Genomic DNA, 15,496 nt, shown 5'->3' on the forward strand with positions numbered 1-15,496 from the left:
GCTGGATGAGGCTTTAATACAGCCTCATCCTCATAGAGAATTACTGGACTATCATTATTTTGTATTTTTCTTTTTCGCTGCATTTTCCAATTTACTTTTTGGAGATGGAGTTATATCGGCGTCTTGACCGTACCCTTGTGGATTTACTCCTCCAGCTGCTTTTCCTCTGTTTCCATGGTTTTTACTCATTGTATTCACCTCATCAACTAGTTGTGGAAATAAAAATCATTCATAGTATGAACAACCAAGAATAATATCATCCATAAAGAAAGAGACTATTTGAAAGAGGTGATGAAGATGAACAAGGGCATTTATGTTGCTTTAATTAGTATTGGATTGGCACAGTTTTTAAAGATACCTATACAATTTTTTAAAACAAAGAAGTGGGATAAAGGCTTGTTTTTTCAAACAGGCGGAATGCCAAGCTCTCATTCGGCAGGCGTATCTTCCCTTACAACATTTATAGCATTAAAGCGTGGTTTACCAACCATTGACTTTGCTATGTCTTTAATTTTTGGTTTAATTGTTATGTATGATGCACAAGGGATTAGAAGACAGACTGGTGAATTAACCTTAAAAGTGAATGATTTAGGAGAGTTAGTCGGTAAAATTAATAAAGACAAAAATATCGCCTTTAAGGAGCAGTCACCAAAAAAACTGAAAGAAATGCTTGGCCACCAGCCTCAAGAGGTGTTAGGAGGAGCTTTATTAGGTGTACTAGTTGGTTTTCTTGGCCATGTATTTACAAAAAAGAAACGTTCATTACTGCGGTGATAAACAAAAGGCTAGAGAAATAAAGTTCTTATGATCTCTAGCCTTTTTCATTGTATAAATTGAATATGAAAAATAGGTGACAAAAGCTTGGTAAGAGACGGAAAAATGTTGAAAAAGCTAGAAAATTGTCGTGATATAAAGTAACATATAGGTAAAAGGATAGAGGGGAATGTACGTTAAGTTTGAAAACGGTAGAGGAATTTTTGCTCTTTTTAGAAAGTAAAGGCTTTTCCTTTGGTGAAGATGTGATAGGTTTTATTTATTTTGGTAAAGCATATACAAATGCTACAGATGAACTTGTCATAACTGCAATTGAATGTACTTTAAAAATACAAAAAAAATTTGATGGCAGTTTTTTCGTTTCCTTACTCGAGATGTTTAACGACAACGAATTGAAAACAAAAAAAGAAGTAATCGGCTTTATAAAAAGAAATCACTTATTTCCCCTCTAGAAAAAGGGGATATTATTTTCTCATCCAGAAGAGTTGATATTTGACGTCATCAGATAAACCCGGGCGATTATATGGGTACGCTATTAGAAAATCCCTATAATCGCAAGGGTTTTTGCTCTTTTTAAGTATTTTAGAAGTATCCTTCGTGCTATACAGCTGTTATTTTGCACCTTAATAGTCTAAATGCTGTTTCATTAATCATTTGCAGTCATCTAGATTATTACTTGACTAACTTCAGGGAAATCATAAATAACCAGTTGTATGATAGCAGCACTACTTACTAGTATTATTAATGGTTTTTACCAAGCTGCGACTTGCTCCAGCCACTTTCCCATTGATTGAAATCACTATTTTCTAAAAAAATCCAGTTTGAATGCTATGTATATTTTATTACTTTTGATGGGAAGGCTTAAACAGAATGGGTGAAAACTTCCTCATTTATTTTTTCTAATGGCAATTCTTGCTAATTCGTCTGCTGTTTTATTCTCATTACTTGGAATCCATTTAATAAAGAATAACTCTAATTGACTGATAAGCTTTAATGCTTGCTCCAACAGCGGAGCGAATTTTTTGTTTTTCGCAAATTCCTTTTCCACTGCGCGACTTACGAGGTCTGAGTCAGTACGAAAACTTACGGAAAGATATTTATTATGGATACAGATTTCTAAGGCTTTTATCAATGCATGATATTCCGCTTCATGATTACTCATTGAACCAAGAGGAAATGAATATTTTTCTGCAGAACCATGACCTTTTATGAAGATACCAGCACCACTTGGACCAGGATTTCCAGCGCTAGCACCATCTATATAAACTTCAATCATTTTGCTACCTCCAAAAATTTTGATATGATTAAGCAATGATTATGTACGATCTGTGACTATTTTATTTTCATACTAATTGTATAAATTGTATATATATCATTAAACTTCTATCGACTTATGATGAGTGGGAAGTTTCCATCAAGGTGGAAAAGAAAAACAAAATAAGAAATAAGATGTATAATATTATAAATGAAAAGATTGGTTTCTAAAAGTCCGTTGCTTTTGCAATAGTTACAGTAAAAAGTGAAATACTGAGAAGTCCGATTGATTACGGTAGATGGGAGAAAGTGAGAGATCCTACAGCTGAAGGAAGGAGCCCAAAGGATTTTGGGCTCCATCTTCAATCTTTATAAAACATAAGGATTAGTGGATTTTTATATCTTTTAGTGGAGAGAATTAGTTTTTTCCTTAACGGACAGTAAGAATAATCCCGCTCTTATTGACGTCATTCTATATGTAGAAAGGTTGTTCCGTTGTGAAATACAAATTAGAATATAAATTTCAAATGAAGAAAAAGAAAGATTTTATCTATTTTACATCAGATTGGATCCAATCAAGTCTGGCTCTCGAAGCAGGGGATGAGTTGGAAAAACGTAATGATGTAGCAGATATTCTTTTTTATGATGAAAAAGGCACAAGCTGGACATTAAAAGAATTACGGAAACTAAATGAAGAAATAGAAGAAGAGCCTCATGACTTTACGATATATTTTGATGGAGGTTACCATAAGGAAACAAAAACGGCGGGAATCGGTGTCGTACTTTTCTTTCATCAAGGAAAGAAGAAATTTAGAGTTAGGGCAAATGAATTATTTCATGATATCCTCTCCAATAATGAAGCTGAATATGCTGCTCTTTGTCATGCATTAAATCTCTTAGAAGAATTGGAAGTCAAGGGTGTTACTTGTGAAGTGAAAGGGGATTCCCAAGTAGTATTGAAACAATTAGAAGGCGAGTGGCCATGCTATGAAGAAGATTTAAATAATTGGCTCGATCGGATAGAGGCGAAAATCAAAACTTTACGTTTGAGCATGGTTTATACTTCAATTAGCAGAAACGACAATAAGGAAGCAGATAAACTGGCAACTCAAGCGTTAGAAGGGAAACGTATCTATAGTAAAATGCAATTGCTCTAATCGGCCAGTAAGAAGAAAGGAGGGGTGAAGCTTGCAAAGAAAAAAATGGATGAAAGAAGCAGATGAATTAATGCAAGATTATTGTAAAGATTGTTTTCTATACCGACAAAACAAAGTAGAGTATGGTAAAAGGGGAGCTCACCGCTTTTGTATTTCGCAATGTACGGTGGGAAATAAGCTAAAGGAATATGGGGAAAAACTATCGAGTTCAAAATGATGGGATCATTTTCCATAAGCGAAAAATAAAAGGGAATTTTGCAAGAAGAAAATTCCTTGCAAAATCCCCTGAATACTATTATTAATAGATATTATTATTAATTATAGTTTAACAACATTAGCAGCTTGAGGTCCACGGTTTCCTTCAACGATTTCGAAAGAAACTTCTTGTCCTTCTTCTAATGATTTAAAACCTTCGCCTTGAATAGCAGTGAAATGTACGAATACGTCATCTCCGCCTTCAACTTCGATGAAGCCAAAACCTTTTTCGTTATTGAACCATTTTACTTTACCGTTTTGCATAATAAATTTCCTCCTAAGCCTTTCAAGACACATGAATTGTGCCTATAAAATAAATATTTTCATAGAACAAAATAATAATAGAAAATAATTATTCTGAATTTTGTTAAATGATGTCTATAATATACACGATTACCCATATGTAGTCAAGGTTTCTAAGCGTTTTTTCGGAAAACTTAATTAAATTTTTGGAAGGGTTTTCTTATTAGCTGAATAAAAAGAAAACGAATACATAGGATGATTAAATTTGGTGTGATTCAAAATAAATGGATGAAAATATAAATACTTGGATGGGAAAAAAGGAGGGATCTGAAAGAGGTTTTTACCCATACTATTAGGTTACATAAATAATGATTTTCCACATATGATGAAATAGCAGTTTTGTTTTTTTTAGGAAATAGAATAAGAGGGTGGCTTAATGTATCGATTTTCAATGGAAAAGGAAAATTGGATTTTGCGATTTACCCCAAATATTGTTCTAGAGGAAGACAGTAAGGAAGCGATAGTAAAAAGTATTCTTCAATTAGGGAGTGTGCTGCCTAGTTTTTCACATGGCGAGTCCTTTGTCATTATGGTAAAAAAAATTGGCTTAATCGTATTCAATGTAGAAAAAATCCCATCTCTTATTTTAACGGTATCAAACATTATTGAAAAAGAAAATTGGTATATCCAAACAGACAGCAAAATAAAGAAGTATTTTATGTAAACTAGCTAACAGCTAGTTTTTTTTCATAAAACAAATAGAAATAATTTTAAAAACAACCTGTTCGCGCTTTCATTGTTATATCTGCGGGATTCAATCCTGACAGACATTTGAAAGAAGTTTTTTATGCAAAAATTTCCTATGAAAAAAAGCAGAAATTATCCATGAAATCATTGAATTATAGGGGGAAATGTGTTTTTATTAACATGATTACTATTATATTACTAAGTTTATTTATCAATGAAATAAACCCAAAACAAGTAAAGTAAAAAAATAAATAAAAGGGAAGATTTATTAAAATGATTGAAACGATTGTAAAGAGCAGTCAAAGTCCGTATTATGAAATTTCCAGAGAAGACCAGATGATCCTTAGTCCGTTTGAAGGCACTGTTAGTGAGATTCTAATGAAGGAAAAAGCTTATTTCTATGAGTGGGAACCAATTTTGACTATTAGAACATTAGCAGGAGAAATAAAAGATGTCAGTGTTCCTTTTAGTGGATCTGTGGTGGAACTTTTAGTAAAACCTGGTGATAAAATTGCAATAAATACGAGGTTAGCTTCTTTACAGGATGATTTATTAGTTACTGGTTGTGATTGATGATGCAAATGCATAGAGCTTTGCGAAATCTGAAAAAATATAAAATTGGTTATCGAACCTTTAAAACAGCAGTTGCGGTAAGTATAGGAATAACTATCGCCCAGTTTTTTCACTTAGATTTCTATGTATCTTCAGCGATTATAACCATACTTTGTGTTCAAAACTCGAAGAAAAAGTCTTTGCATAGTGCATTTTCACGTTTTATCGCATGTATGCTTGCCATTCCATTTTCCTATATTTTCTTTGAGGGGATGGCGTATGAACCGTATATCATTGGTTTATTATTGCTATTATTTATCCCAACCACTGTCTTACTTAAGGTAAATGAAGGGGTTGTAACAAGTACTGTTATTATCCTCCATATATATTCCACCAACCATATGACTTGGGACGTTGTTCTTAATGAATGGGCATTGATCGTAATTGGAATTGGAGCAGCATTACTTGTTAATAGCTATATGCCTAGTCTAGATAAGGAAATGAAAGTACATCAAAAGGATATTGAGTCCTATTTTAAAGCATTATTGATGGATATGGTTGTTTACTTGCGGACAAATGAAATCACAGAAGAGTATGCTTCAAAATTAAAGCGTGCATCAGATATTGTACAATGTGCAAAATCAGTCGCCTATCGTGATGTAGAAAATCATTTTACTCGAAAAGAGAATTATTATTATCATTACTTCACAATCCGAGAAAAGCAATTAGAGATTATATCAAGGCTTTTTGATCGAATTTTATCTGTAGAGACATTAGATAATCAACGAGAGCTGGTGGCAGACTTTCTGGAAGAACTTAGTTTATGTGTCCATTCAGGAAATACGGCCGTATTATTTTTAAGTAAACTCCAAAGAGTAGAAGAGCTGATCAAGCATGATAAACTGCCTGCTGACTGGGATTCATTTGAAGAACAGGCGCATGTTTTTTTTGTTTTAAAAGAATTAGAACAGTATTTACAAATTAAAAAATCCTTGAAGGTGGCATATTAGTTATCTTAAGGAAAGACGGAGAATTTCATTTGCTATGTTCTCCGTCTATTTATTATGGATAGGCAAACTTCCCTTTAGTATTGGTAAATTAATAGCATAAATATAGTAATCTCTATAAATTAATTGAAACACTTCTATTATCCTCTAGTTGCATTTCTACTGCTTTTCCCCTTTCTATACAATTATCTTTTTTGCGATTATAATATTATTTTGTATAAAATAACAAGAAACGTAAGTTATGAAAAAAGGTGATATAGATGAAATTAATATTGGCAGAAAAACCATCTGTATCGAAAAACATTGCAGATGCTTTAAAAATAAAAAACAGACAAGATGGCTATTTTGAAGGAAATGGCTATATTGTTACATGGGCTTTTGGCCATTTATTGCAGTTAAATGATGCGAAAGACTATGATGAAAAAATGTCTACATGGAAATTAGAAAATTTTCCATTTATTCCTCCGAAATTTCAATATAAAGTAAAGTCTGATCCGAAAGATAGAGACAAGCCCGACCGTGGAGCAGAAAAACAACTGAAAATTATTCATAGGTTAATGAAAAGACAAGATGTAGATTCAATCATATCTGCCTGTGACTATGATCGAGAAGGACAGCTAATTGGAGATAGTATTATTTATAATTTAAAAACGGAAAAAGAAGTTTACCGACTATTGCTGAATGAATGGACACCGAATGAAGTATTGAATGGATTAAATAATCTTCGTTCTAATAAAGAGCTAAGACCTCTTCAAGATGCCGGAGTTAGCAGACAATGGGCCGATTGGTTAATTGGTATTAATTTAACCTCTGTGGCAACCTTGAAATATCAAAAAGGCAAAGGGAAGGCATTGAATATTGGAAGAGTTTTATTGCCAACGCTTAAAATCATTTATGATCGTGATAAAGAAATCGAAAATTTCGTTCCAGAAAATTATTATAAACTGCAAGCAACGTTTTTAACGGAAAATGGAAGTAGTTATACAGGTACTTATCTAGAAAACAAAGAAGAAAAGTTTAAAGAAGAACTATATTTGAAAGAAATAGAAGAACAGATTAAAGGCAAAACAGCAGTTGTAATAGATAAGAAGGTACAAAAGAAAAAGGAATATCCGCCTTTTTTGTTTAATCTTTCTAATCTTCAAGGCTATATAACTAGCAAATATAAGGGATGGACAGCTGATAAAGTATTAAAAGTTGCGCAAAGTCTCTATGAAAAGAAATATATCACGTACCCAAGAACTGCGAGTATTGCCCTAGAAGAAAGTCTTATTGCGAAAACAGAAAAAGTGGTAAATCTCCTCGCCGCAGATTTACCGTTTAAAAATGAAGTGAAATTTGTGCCATCCAAACGAATTTTTGATAATAAAAAGGTGGAAAGTCATAGCGCAATTATTCCTACTTATGTTCTCCCCAAAAAATTAAGCCAAGAGGAAGAACAAGTATATGTAGCAATAAAAAATCGGTTATTAATGCAATTTATGCCTGTTGCTGAGGTAGAAGAGACGAGAATCATCACAAGCGTGAATCAAGTGGAATTAAAAGGAAGATTCGTAACAAAAGGAAAAGTTCAATTAGTAGAGGGATGGAAAAAAATTGAAAATATACAATCGAAAGATGTTATGCTTCCGTTAGTAAATTTGCAAGAAGAGGTTTTAACACAAAAAGCATCCACTAGCATCCATACTACACAGCCGCCAAAGGAACATACGGAAAAGACACTGCTTCGGCTGATGGAAACTTGCGGGAAAAATTTTGATGCGGATACAGAGGAAGATGTATTATCCATTTTAAGCGGATTTAGCATTGGGACGCCAGCTACTCGTGCTGAAACGATAAAAAAACTAAAAGATATTGGTTATATAGAAGCAAAAAATAAAAGCTTAGTTTGTACGGAGTTAGGAAGAAGAATGGTCGAAATCTTTCCAATTAAAGATTTGTTTAACTTAGATTTCACAGGAAGACTTGAAAAAACACTTTATGATATTGAAAAAGGACAATTTAGTAAACAACAATTTTTGCAAATAATTAGCAGCTTCACAACAAACGCGGTGGAAACAATAAAGAAGGAAGAAGATATCATTATCCAAGAAGTTACATATACCAAGGGCAAAACAGAAGTATTGGGGAAATGCCCCCTTTGTGGTCATGCTGTTATAGAAGGAAAAAAGGGGTTTGGCTGCAGTAACTGGAAAAATGGCTGTAAATATGTCATTTGGAAAAATGATAAATTTCTTGGGACCATGAAGAAGAAGCCGACGAAAACGATGGTTAAAGCACTACTCAAGAATGGGAAAGCGCCAGTTAAAGGATTAATTAGCAAAAAAGGAAATAAATTTGATGCTATCATGAAATATGAGAAGAATCAGGATAACGAGTATTTTAGTTGGAAAATGGAATTTCCCGAATAGATTTTGCTACAAATTTGTATCAGTGCTAAAATAGAAAGATAAAAGCACATGGAATTTACTTGAGGGAACGAGTTTTTTAAGAAGCTTATGTTAGAAAGAATCTTGTTTCCTTATTTTTTTTATAGTAAAATGCTTAAGAAATACTTTTATGCCACACTATTTTAACTAGCTTATTCTAAAACGTTTATTCCCTCTGTAAAGAGGTGAATTTTTTGTTTAAACAAGTATTTACATACATATAACGTAGACAAGCATGATGGAATAGAATAGAAAAAAGGAGTAATCCTGGTAAAGGAGGGGTTGAATTGCCGACACCTAGTATGGAAGACTACATTGAGCGCATTTACAACCTAATAGAAGATAAAGGATATGCACGAGTATCAGATATTGCCGAAGGCCTATCTGTCCATCCCTCCTCTGTAACAAAAATGGTTCAGAAATTGGATAAGGATGAGTATCTGGTTTATGAAAAATATAGAGGCTTGGTTTTGACCCCAAAAGGAAAGAAAATCGGCAAGCGATTAGTGTATAGACATGAACTTTTAGAGCAATTATTAAGAATTATTGGGGTGAAAGAAGAAAATATATATGATGATGTAGAAGGAATAGAACATCATCTAAGCTGGGACTCTATTGATCGTATTGGTGATTTAGTGCAATTTTTTGAAGAGAATCCAAAACATGTAGAAGAGTTAAAAATAATTCAGCAAAAAAACGATTCAATCGAATAAAGAAAGGGCAATTTTCTCTAGGTGTGTGCTTTAATAAAGCAGAATAAACGCCTACAGAGAATTGCCCTTATTGTCTATTGGAAAACGGTTAAAAAATAGGTGGATAATTGTCAAAGTTATCTATTATCGAGTAGGGTAAATCTTCTTGCTCTCTTTCATTTTCCATAATTTCTACTCCGTCAATTATCCCAGTTTCGATATCAAGCAAAGCTTTTCGATAGGAAATTACTCTACCATTAGATGTTTTAAAACTAATAATGTCTCCCATATAATTTCGTTCTACTGCAACAATTTTTTCCATAATTAGCTCCTTTCTTTGTAATCACATACGATTTTTTCTTGCCAATTAATGTATATAAAATAGTATATACAACCCCATTTGAAATTATCATGAATTGCCGGATGCAGTGATAGATTATAGAAGAAAATATATTTAACATTACCCTATATTTTTATTTTCATGCAACTAGCTAAATGATATCCTTAAATTAACAATTTTAGAAGAGGTGAGAAAATGGGGAGATATGACTTAGAGGAGTTTTTAGCTAAGACAGAGCAGCAAGATAAAAATGAAGGAATTTTCGAACTAGAAACAGAAAGGATGCTTGAAATTAATTTAACAAATAAAATTTGGGCGAAAGCAGGAAGTATGGTTTCTTATCGAGGAAATATTCGGTTTACTCGCGAAGGTATTTTGGAACACGGAATAGGTAAAATGTTTAAAAAAGCGTTAACTGGTGAAGGTGCTTCTTTAATGAAAGCAGAAGGAACGGGTAAACTTTACTTAGCTGATCAAGGAAAGAAAATTTCCATTCTCCGTTTAAATGGTGATTCTATCTTTGTAAATGGCAATGATTTACTAGCATTTGAGCCGTCTATCAAATGGGATATTAAGTTAATGAAAAGAATTGCCGGGATGCTTTCTGGCGGCTTATTTAATATCAACCTGTCAGGAAGTGGCATCGTTGCGATTACGTCACATTACGAACCATTAACATTAAGAGTTACTCCAAATAACCCTGTATTCACAGATCCTAATGCGACAGTTGCTTGGTCGGGAAGTCTACAACCAGAATTTGTAACAGACATTACTCTTAAATCATTTTTTGGAAGAGGCAGCGGAGAATCCATTCAAATGAAATTTTCGGGAGAGGGCTTCGTCGTTATTCAGCCATACGAAGAAGTATATTTTTCGAATAGTGGAAGCAATAACAGTTAAATAAACTCTCATTAAAAAGGGTGGGACAAAGCAAAATAAATAATGGATAAAGACGAACAATCTCTAATTTAGTGGTGAATCCAATTCGTTCCATTGCGTTACAGACACTCCCTTTCCGCGGGGAGCAACCTAAGCCTCCTCGGCAGAACGAGGAGGCTTGGCGCTCGCCCCATGGAAAGCGAAGTGTATTCAGGCTGCGGGTGATTACCACAAACCTTTTTCTTCAATAAATAAAAATCCCAAACAATTATACGAATCCTTTTTAGTATGAATGTATAATTGTTCGGGTTATATTAAATTGAAATACTTTTATCCCAACCTCTTATTTTAAGTTGGAATCTTATGTGCCAGCTATTTTTACTTGATGTGTGTCATTTCCACTCATAAGGTGTTTCTTGATACACATAATAATTCAGCCAGTTGGAAAATAGTAAATGAGCGTGGGACCGCCAACTATTTAATGGCTTTTTACTAGGATCATTCTCGGGAAAATAACCGAGGGGTAGGTGAATATTTAAACCTTTTTCTTTGTCTCGTTTATATTCTTCAGCAAGTGTGCTAGAATCATACTCTAAGTGACCGGTAACCATGATTTGTTTGCCTTTATTTCCACTAATAATAAAGGCGCCAGCTTCATCAGAAGCAGACAACAGCTCAAGTTTTGGATGTGCTTTGATTTCTTCAATTGATACATTAGTATGTCTTGAATGGGGAGCTAAATAGCTGTCATCAAAACCACGCATTAATTTATCTGCCGGATTTAAGACATGGTGGGAGTAAATTCCATAACACTTTTGTTCCAACTCATACTTATTAATGCCAAAATGGTGAAATAAAGCTGCCTGAGCTCCCCAGCAAATATGCAGAGTAGACGTTACATTTGTTTTCGACCATTCCATTATCTTGGTTAATTCATCCCAATAATCAACTTCTTCAAAACTCATTAATTCCACAGGCGCTCCTGTAATAATCATTCCATCGTATTTATTTGTTTTTATTGCTTCAAAATCGCGATAAAACTGTTCCAAATGATAGGAACTTGTATTCTTTGACTCATACGATGCTGTTCTCAAAAAGGAGATATTGACCTGCAAAGGAGTATTCCCAAGCAAACGCAATATTTGTACCTCCGTTTTTTCTTTTTGAGGCATTAAGTTTAATATTAATATGTTTAATGGTCGAATATCCTGGGTTCTTGCACGCCCTTCTTCCATTACAAATATATTTTCATCTTCAAGTATTTCTCGTGCTGGCAAGAGCTGAGGAATTCTTATAGGCATAAAGGTATGTCTCCTCCTATAGTTATAATCGTCTTTTCTGTATTGTCTGTGGTGTCACTGCCGTTTTTTTCATATCAATCGCATTTAAACGATAAATTAGTTATTACTTTCTCCCATCAATATCATAGCTTATTATAAATTTGATTGGAATATGTCGCAATCATAATGTTTTGAATTTTTGAAAGATATTATATAATCTTGTGAAAGGAAGGAATGTTAAAAGGGATTTATGGATTATTTTTAAGTATGTTTGTAAGATAATGATTTTGTCGAAACGTGTATGTATCATGTCTCTTTTAATGTACAATGTTAAAGGAAGACTGAAATTACCAGAGGATAATCATGGAGGTATAGACGAAAAATGAAATCTGACATCGAAATTGCTCAACAAGCTGTAATGAAACCAATAATACATATTGCCGAAAAGCTAGGTTTATCAGATGATGATCTTGAATTATATGGAAAATATAAAGCGAAAATAACAGCATCAACCTTAAATAAGTTGAAAAATAATAAATCAGGTAAACTTATCCTTGTGACGGCTATTAATCCAACTCCTGCTGGAGAAGGCAAATCAACTGTTACAGTCGGATTAGGAGACGCGTTGAATAAATTACAGAGAAAAACCGTCATAGCAATGAGAGAACCTTCTTTAGGTCCTACAATGGGGATCAAAGGAGGGGCAGCAGGCGGAGGAAAAGCGCAAGTATTACCTATGGAGGATATTAATCTGCATTTTACTGGAGATCTTCATGCTATTACAACAGCCAATAATGCGTTGGCAGCTTTAGTAGATAATCATATACATCAAGGCAATGAATGTCGTATTGATCAGCGCCGTATAGTTTGGAAAAGAGCAGTTGATCTAAACGATCGTGCGCTGAGAAAAGTAGTGATTGGTTTAGGAGGGCCATTACAAGGAGTTCCGAGAGAAGATGGCTTTGACATTACGGTTGCTTCTGAAATTATGGCTGTTTTATGTCTGGCCGCAGATATTAATGATTTAAAAGTTCGACTGGCTCGAATGGTCGTTGCGTATAATGTAGACAGAGAACCTGTAACTGTGGGAGATTTGAAGGTAGAAGGTGCGCTTACATTACTTTTAAAAGACGCAATTAAACCAAACTTGGTTCAAACAATCGAGCATTCTCCAGCGATTATTCATGGCGGTCCGTTTGCCAATATTGCCCATGGTTGCAATAGTGTCATTGCAACTACTGCTGCTGTCAAATTAGGAGACTATGTTGTCACTGAAGCTGGGTTTGGTGCGGATTTAGGAGCAGAGAAATTTTTAAATATTAAGGCTAGGAATAAAGAGATAGATCCTGAAATCGTCGTGATAGTTGCGACAATTCGTGCCTTAAAAATGCATGGAGGAGTCGAGAAGAAAGAGCTAGGTGTTGAAAATATAGAAGCGCTGCGAGCGGGTTTTGCTAATTTACAAAAGCATGTAGAAAGTATTAAAGAATTCGGTTTACCATTTGTTGTTGCTATTAATAAATTCGTAACAGATACTGAATTAGAAATTAGTGTGTTGAAAGAGCTTTGTGAACAAGCACAAATTCCTGTTGCTTTAACAGAGGTTTGGGAAAAAGGTGGAGATGGCGGTATAGAACTTGCTCAAAAGATTTTAGCGATTCTCGAAAAGAAAGAACAAAGTTTTCGACATTTATATTCGCTTAATACTACAATAGAAGAGAAAGTGCTTGCGATTGCCACAAAAATTTATGGAGCGAATAGGGTAGAATATTCTTCAAAAGCAAAGAAACAGATTGCCGACTTTGAAAAATTTGGTTGGGGGCATCTTCCTATTTGTATGGCGAAGACACAATATTCTTTATCCGATGATCCATCATTGATTGGCAGACCAGAAGGATTTTCAATTACAATCCGTGAATTTAAGCCATCTATTGGGGCGGGCTTCCTTGTAGCACTCACTGGTGAAGTCATGACAATGCCAGGTTTACCGAAAACTCCTGCTGCTTTAAACATGGATGTTGATGAAGACGGTAAAGCAGTTGGATTGTTTTAATATCCGGATGTATTAAGGAAAAAGGAGAACAAAGGATGTTTGATCCCACAGCGTTTGAAAATATGAGAACAGTAATGGAAGGCTTGATATATGATAAAGATTTAGATGGGGATATTATTGTCTTAGATCGAAATGATGTATTTAATAGTAGTAAGCTATCAAGAAATTATACCATTACTTTTCGATTGAAAAATCAACAAAATGCTAAGCTAATGTTTGAATTATCCGCTGATTTACAAAATTTATCGGCTGAACTTTTAGCGAGTGTAAAAAAAGAAAAGTGGATTGGTGCAACCGTATATATTCATCTTTTTTTACGACATAAACAAGACAAAACTCTTTATCCCTTGATACAGCAATTAGTGGAAGAGATATGGGGAAAAGATTTGAAGATTAGGCAAGAAATCAGCTATCAGCCACTTGAGGCGGAGCAAACGATTCTGAATCATATTACGATTGATTTTAATCGTTTAATCACAGAAGAACAGATAGATGATATGATTACGATGATGGAATTTATGGAAAAAACTTTAACTGCACTTCAATCGATTGATTCATTATTAACTGTATAAGGAGAGTGTAAAATGAGCATTTACGATTTTAAAGTAAAAACGATGGATGGAAAAATGCAGGCATTAAGCACTTTTAAAGGGGATATCCTATTAATTGTGAATACTGCAAGTAAATGTGGTTTTACTCCTCAATTTAAAGAGCTGCAAGAATTGTATCAAATGTATAAAGAGGAGGGGTTTGTGGTTCTGGGTTTTCCAAGTAATCAATTTATGAGTCAAGACCCGGGAACAAATGAAGAAATAAAATCATTTTGTGAAGTGAATTACGGTGTGACTTTTCCGATGTTTGCTAAAATTGATGTGAATGGTAAAGAAGCAGATCCTCTTTATCAATATTTAACAAAAGAAGCACCAGGTGCATTAGGTGTGAAAGCAATCAAGTGGAATTTTACGAAGTTTCTTATTGATCGCAATGGAAATGTCGTGGACCGCTATGCACCAAGTACAAGTCCTAGCGAGATAAAAGCAGATATTGAAAAGCTTATCCGATAACAGAAAAAAATAGGGATCTTCTGCTTTTAGTGAACGAACACCCTGTCACTAAAGGCTGAAGATCCTTATTTTTTATGATAAGGAACGATTAACGATAAGAAAAGAGGCGGATAAATCCACTTTTTTTCTCCTTCGTTTCCCGCTCATTTAGATCGGCCAGCTTCTTCTTTCTAGATTTAGCATAGTATTGTTCCTCTTTTTCTTTTAGAACAATTGGATTTTCTAATAAAGTTATTTTTCTTTCTTGACTGGCAATATGTTCTTGCTGAAATTCGATATGCTCTTGCTGCTTTTTTAGTTGCTGTACTAATACTTGATTGAAATTTTTTTGGAGTTCTAATTCTTCTTTGATTGTTTGTAAATCCTGAAGAATTTTTTCCGTAGCTTCAGTGGCAATGGGGATAGAGGCAGGTAAAGGCCTTGTCAGCTCATCTTCAATTTGTCTTAAAGACATTTGTTTTTCATTACGCATTTGTTTAACTTTTACTAAAATATCTAAGCTTTTTTGATCGAAATATCGGTAGCCATTTTCGCCAATAATGACTGGTATGAGCGTTTTCAATTCTCTTAACCAATTTCGAACAACACCAGGACCTTCATTAATATATTCCGCAGCTTCCTTCACACTTAATAATTTGCTGTTTTCTTCCTTAATCGTAAGTTCTTTTTTTTGTACGCTTAACATTCTATACACCCCTCATTATAAAATAATCGAAACAGACCAATGGCAAGAAGGACGTTTAAAACCCTTGTCTTTATAATTTTCGTGA

General features: G+C 34.0%; 19 protein-coding genes. 13 read left to right on the forward strand and 6 right to left on the reverse strand.

Annotation, left to right across the window (positions count from 1 at the left end; genetic code table 11):
• Nucleotides 1-54: 54 nt before the first annotated feature.
• Nucleotides 55-189: a small, acid-soluble spore protein L gene (gene sspL / locus NiCM35_RS12630; RefSeq protein WP_303983520.1), complete on the reverse strand. Its 135-nt coding sequence runs from the start codon at nucleotides 187-189 to the stop codon at nucleotides 55-57.
• A gap of 108 nt (nucleotides 190-297) precedes the next feature.
• Here sspL and NiCM35_RS12635 point away from each other — a divergent pair, with 108 nt between their 5' ends.
• Together NiCM35_RS12635 and NiCM35_RS12640 are read left to right on the forward strand one after the other, a co-directional pair.
• Nucleotides 298-774: a divergent PAP2 family protein gene (locus tag NiCM35_RS12635; protein WP_095331937.1), complete on the forward strand. Its 477-nt coding sequence runs from the start codon at nucleotides 298-300 to the stop codon at nucleotides 772-774.
• A 182-nt stretch (nucleotides 775-956) separates the two neighbouring features.
• Nucleotides 957-1,226, forward strand: a complete 270-nt coding sequence (locus NiCM35_RS12640; protein ID WP_047940419.1) for a DUF6123 family protein — start codon at nucleotides 957-959, stop codon at nucleotides 1,224-1,226.
• A 434-nt stretch (nucleotides 1,227-1,660) separates the two neighbouring features.
• On the opposite strand, the gene NiCM35_RS12645 is transcribed toward NiCM35_RS12640, so the two are convergent.
• Nucleotides 1,661-2,050 carry a reverse transcriptase-like protein gene (locus NiCM35_RS12645; protein ID WP_095331938.1) on the reverse strand — a complete coding sequence of 130 codons (390 nt, stop codon included), beginning with the start codon at nucleotides 2,048-2,050 and terminating at the stop codon, nucleotides 1,661-1,663.
• A 475-nt stretch (nucleotides 2,051-2,525) separates the two neighbouring features.
• Here NiCM35_RS12645 and NiCM35_RS12650 point away from each other — a divergent pair, with 475 nt between their 5' ends.
• Complete coding sequence (locus NiCM35_RS12650; protein ID WP_095331940.1) at nucleotides 2,526-3,185, forward strand: reverse transcriptase-like protein; 660 nt, start codon at nucleotides 2,526-2,528, stop codon at nucleotides 3,183-3,185.
• Between the two features lie 31 nt (nucleotides 3,186-3,216).
• Nucleotides 3,217-3,402, forward strand: a complete 186-nt coding sequence (locus NiCM35_RS12655) for a zinc-finger domain-containing protein (protein WP_095331941.1) — start codon at nucleotides 3,217-3,219, stop codon at nucleotides 3,400-3,402.
• A gap of 101 nt (nucleotides 3,403-3,503) precedes the next feature.
• Here NiCM35_RS12655 and cspD read toward each other — a convergent pair whose 3' ends face one another.
• A complete protein-coding gene (gene cspD, locus NiCM35_RS12660; RefSeq protein WP_009332654.1) occupies nucleotides 3,504-3,704 on the reverse strand; it encodes a cold-shock protein CspD in 201 nt (66 codons plus the stop codon).
• A gap of 415 nt (nucleotides 3,705-4,119) precedes the next feature.
• Between cspD and NiCM35_RS12665 the strand changes: the two genes are divergently transcribed.
• The 5 genes from NiCM35_RS12665 (at nucleotide 4,120) to mntR (ending at nucleotide 9,131) form a co-directional block, all read left to right on the forward strand.
• Nucleotides 4,120-4,407 carry a hypothetical protein gene (locus NiCM35_RS12665; protein WP_163186205.1) on the forward strand — a complete coding sequence of 96 codons (288 nt, stop codon included), beginning with the start codon at nucleotides 4,120-4,122 and terminating at the stop codon, nucleotides 4,405-4,407.
• 296 nt (nucleotides 4,408-4,703) lie between these two features.
• A complete protein-coding gene (locus NiCM35_RS12670) occupies nucleotides 4,704-5,003 on the forward strand; it encodes a hypothetical protein (protein WP_095331959.1) in 300 nt (99 codons plus the stop codon).
• The gene (locus NiCM35_RS12675) at nucleotides 5,003-5,992 is read left to right on the forward strand and encodes an aromatic acid exporter family protein (RefSeq protein WP_235973214.1); all 990 of its coding nucleotides are present in this window, start codon (nucleotides 5,003-5,005) and stop codon (nucleotides 5,990-5,992) included. Before NiCM35_RS12670 ends, NiCM35_RS12675 begins: the two co-directional genes overlap by 1 nt.
• A 257-nt stretch (nucleotides 5,993-6,249) precedes the next feature.
• Nucleotides 6,250-8,400 carry a type IA DNA topoisomerase gene (locus NiCM35_RS12680; RefSeq protein WP_123259305.1) on the forward strand — a complete coding sequence of 717 codons (2,151 nt, stop codon included), beginning with the start codon at nucleotides 6,250-6,252 and terminating at the stop codon, nucleotides 8,398-8,400.
• Between the two features lie 305 nt (nucleotides 8,401-8,705).
• Nucleotides 8,706-9,131 carry a transcriptional regulator MntR gene (mntR, locus tag NiCM35_RS12685; RefSeq protein WP_095331968.1) on the forward strand — a complete coding sequence of 142 codons (426 nt, stop codon included), beginning with the start codon at nucleotides 8,706-8,708 and terminating at the stop codon, nucleotides 9,129-9,131.
• Between the two features lie 88 nt (nucleotides 9,132-9,219).
• Here mntR and NiCM35_RS12690 read toward each other — a convergent pair whose 3' ends face one another.
• Complete coding sequence (locus NiCM35_RS12690; protein WP_095331969.1) at nucleotides 9,220-9,432, reverse strand: DUF3892 domain-containing protein; 213 nt, start codon at nucleotides 9,430-9,432, stop codon at nucleotides 9,220-9,222.
• 213 nt (nucleotides 9,433-9,645) lie between these two features.
• Between NiCM35_RS12690 and NiCM35_RS12695 the strand changes: the two genes are divergently transcribed.
• On the forward strand, nucleotides 9,646-10,350 hold the full coding sequence (locus NiCM35_RS12695; RefSeq protein WP_095331971.1) for an AIM24 family protein: 705 nt from the start codon (nucleotides 9,646-9,648) through the stop codon (nucleotides 10,348-10,350).
• A 371-nt stretch (nucleotides 10,351-10,721) separates the two neighbouring features.
• On the opposite strand, the gene metA is transcribed toward NiCM35_RS12695, so the two are convergent.
• Complete coding sequence (gene metA / locus NiCM35_RS12700; protein WP_371000547.1) at nucleotides 10,722-11,630, reverse strand: homoserine O-acetyltransferase MetA; 909 nt, start codon at nucleotides 11,628-11,630, stop codon at nucleotides 10,722-10,724.
• A 361-nt stretch (nucleotides 11,631-11,991) separates the two neighbouring features.
• Here metA and NiCM35_RS12705 point away from each other — a divergent pair, with 361 nt between their 5' ends.
• The 3 genes from NiCM35_RS12705 to NiCM35_RS12715 are packed head-to-tail and all read left to right on the forward strand — an operon-like array spanning nucleotide 11,992 to nucleotide 14,726.
• Nucleotides 11,992-13,662: a formate--tetrahydrofolate ligase gene (locus tag NiCM35_RS12705; protein ID WP_123259306.1), complete on the forward strand. Its 1,671-nt coding sequence runs from the start codon at nucleotides 11,992-11,994 to the stop codon at nucleotides 13,660-13,662.
• Nucleotides 13,663-13,697: 35 nt separating this feature from the next.
• Nucleotides 13,698-14,234, forward strand: coding sequence for a hypothetical protein (locus NiCM35_RS12710; RefSeq protein ID WP_095331978.1), 537 nt, complete (start codon nucleotides 13,698-13,700; stop codon nucleotides 14,232-14,234).
• Nucleotides 14,235-14,246: 12 nt separating this feature from the next.
• Nucleotides 14,247-14,726 carry a glutathione peroxidase gene (locus NiCM35_RS12715; RefSeq protein WP_095331980.1) on the forward strand — a complete coding sequence of 160 codons (480 nt, stop codon included), beginning with the start codon at nucleotides 14,247-14,249 and terminating at the stop codon, nucleotides 14,724-14,726.
• A gap of 88 nt (nucleotides 14,727-14,814) precedes the next feature.
• Here NiCM35_RS12715 and NiCM35_RS12720 read toward each other — a convergent pair whose 3' ends face one another.
• Nucleotides 14,815-15,411, reverse strand: coding sequence for a MerR family transcriptional regulator (locus NiCM35_RS12720; RefSeq protein WP_095331982.1), 597 nt, complete (start codon nucleotides 15,409-15,411; stop codon nucleotides 14,815-14,817).
• Nucleotides 15,412-15,496 lie beyond the last annotated feature (85 nt).

Source organism: Niallia sp. M35 (assembly GCF_050971705.1).
GTDB classification, from domain to species: Bacteria; Bacillota; Bacilli; order Bacillales; family Cytobacillaceae; genus Niallia; species Niallia circulans_A.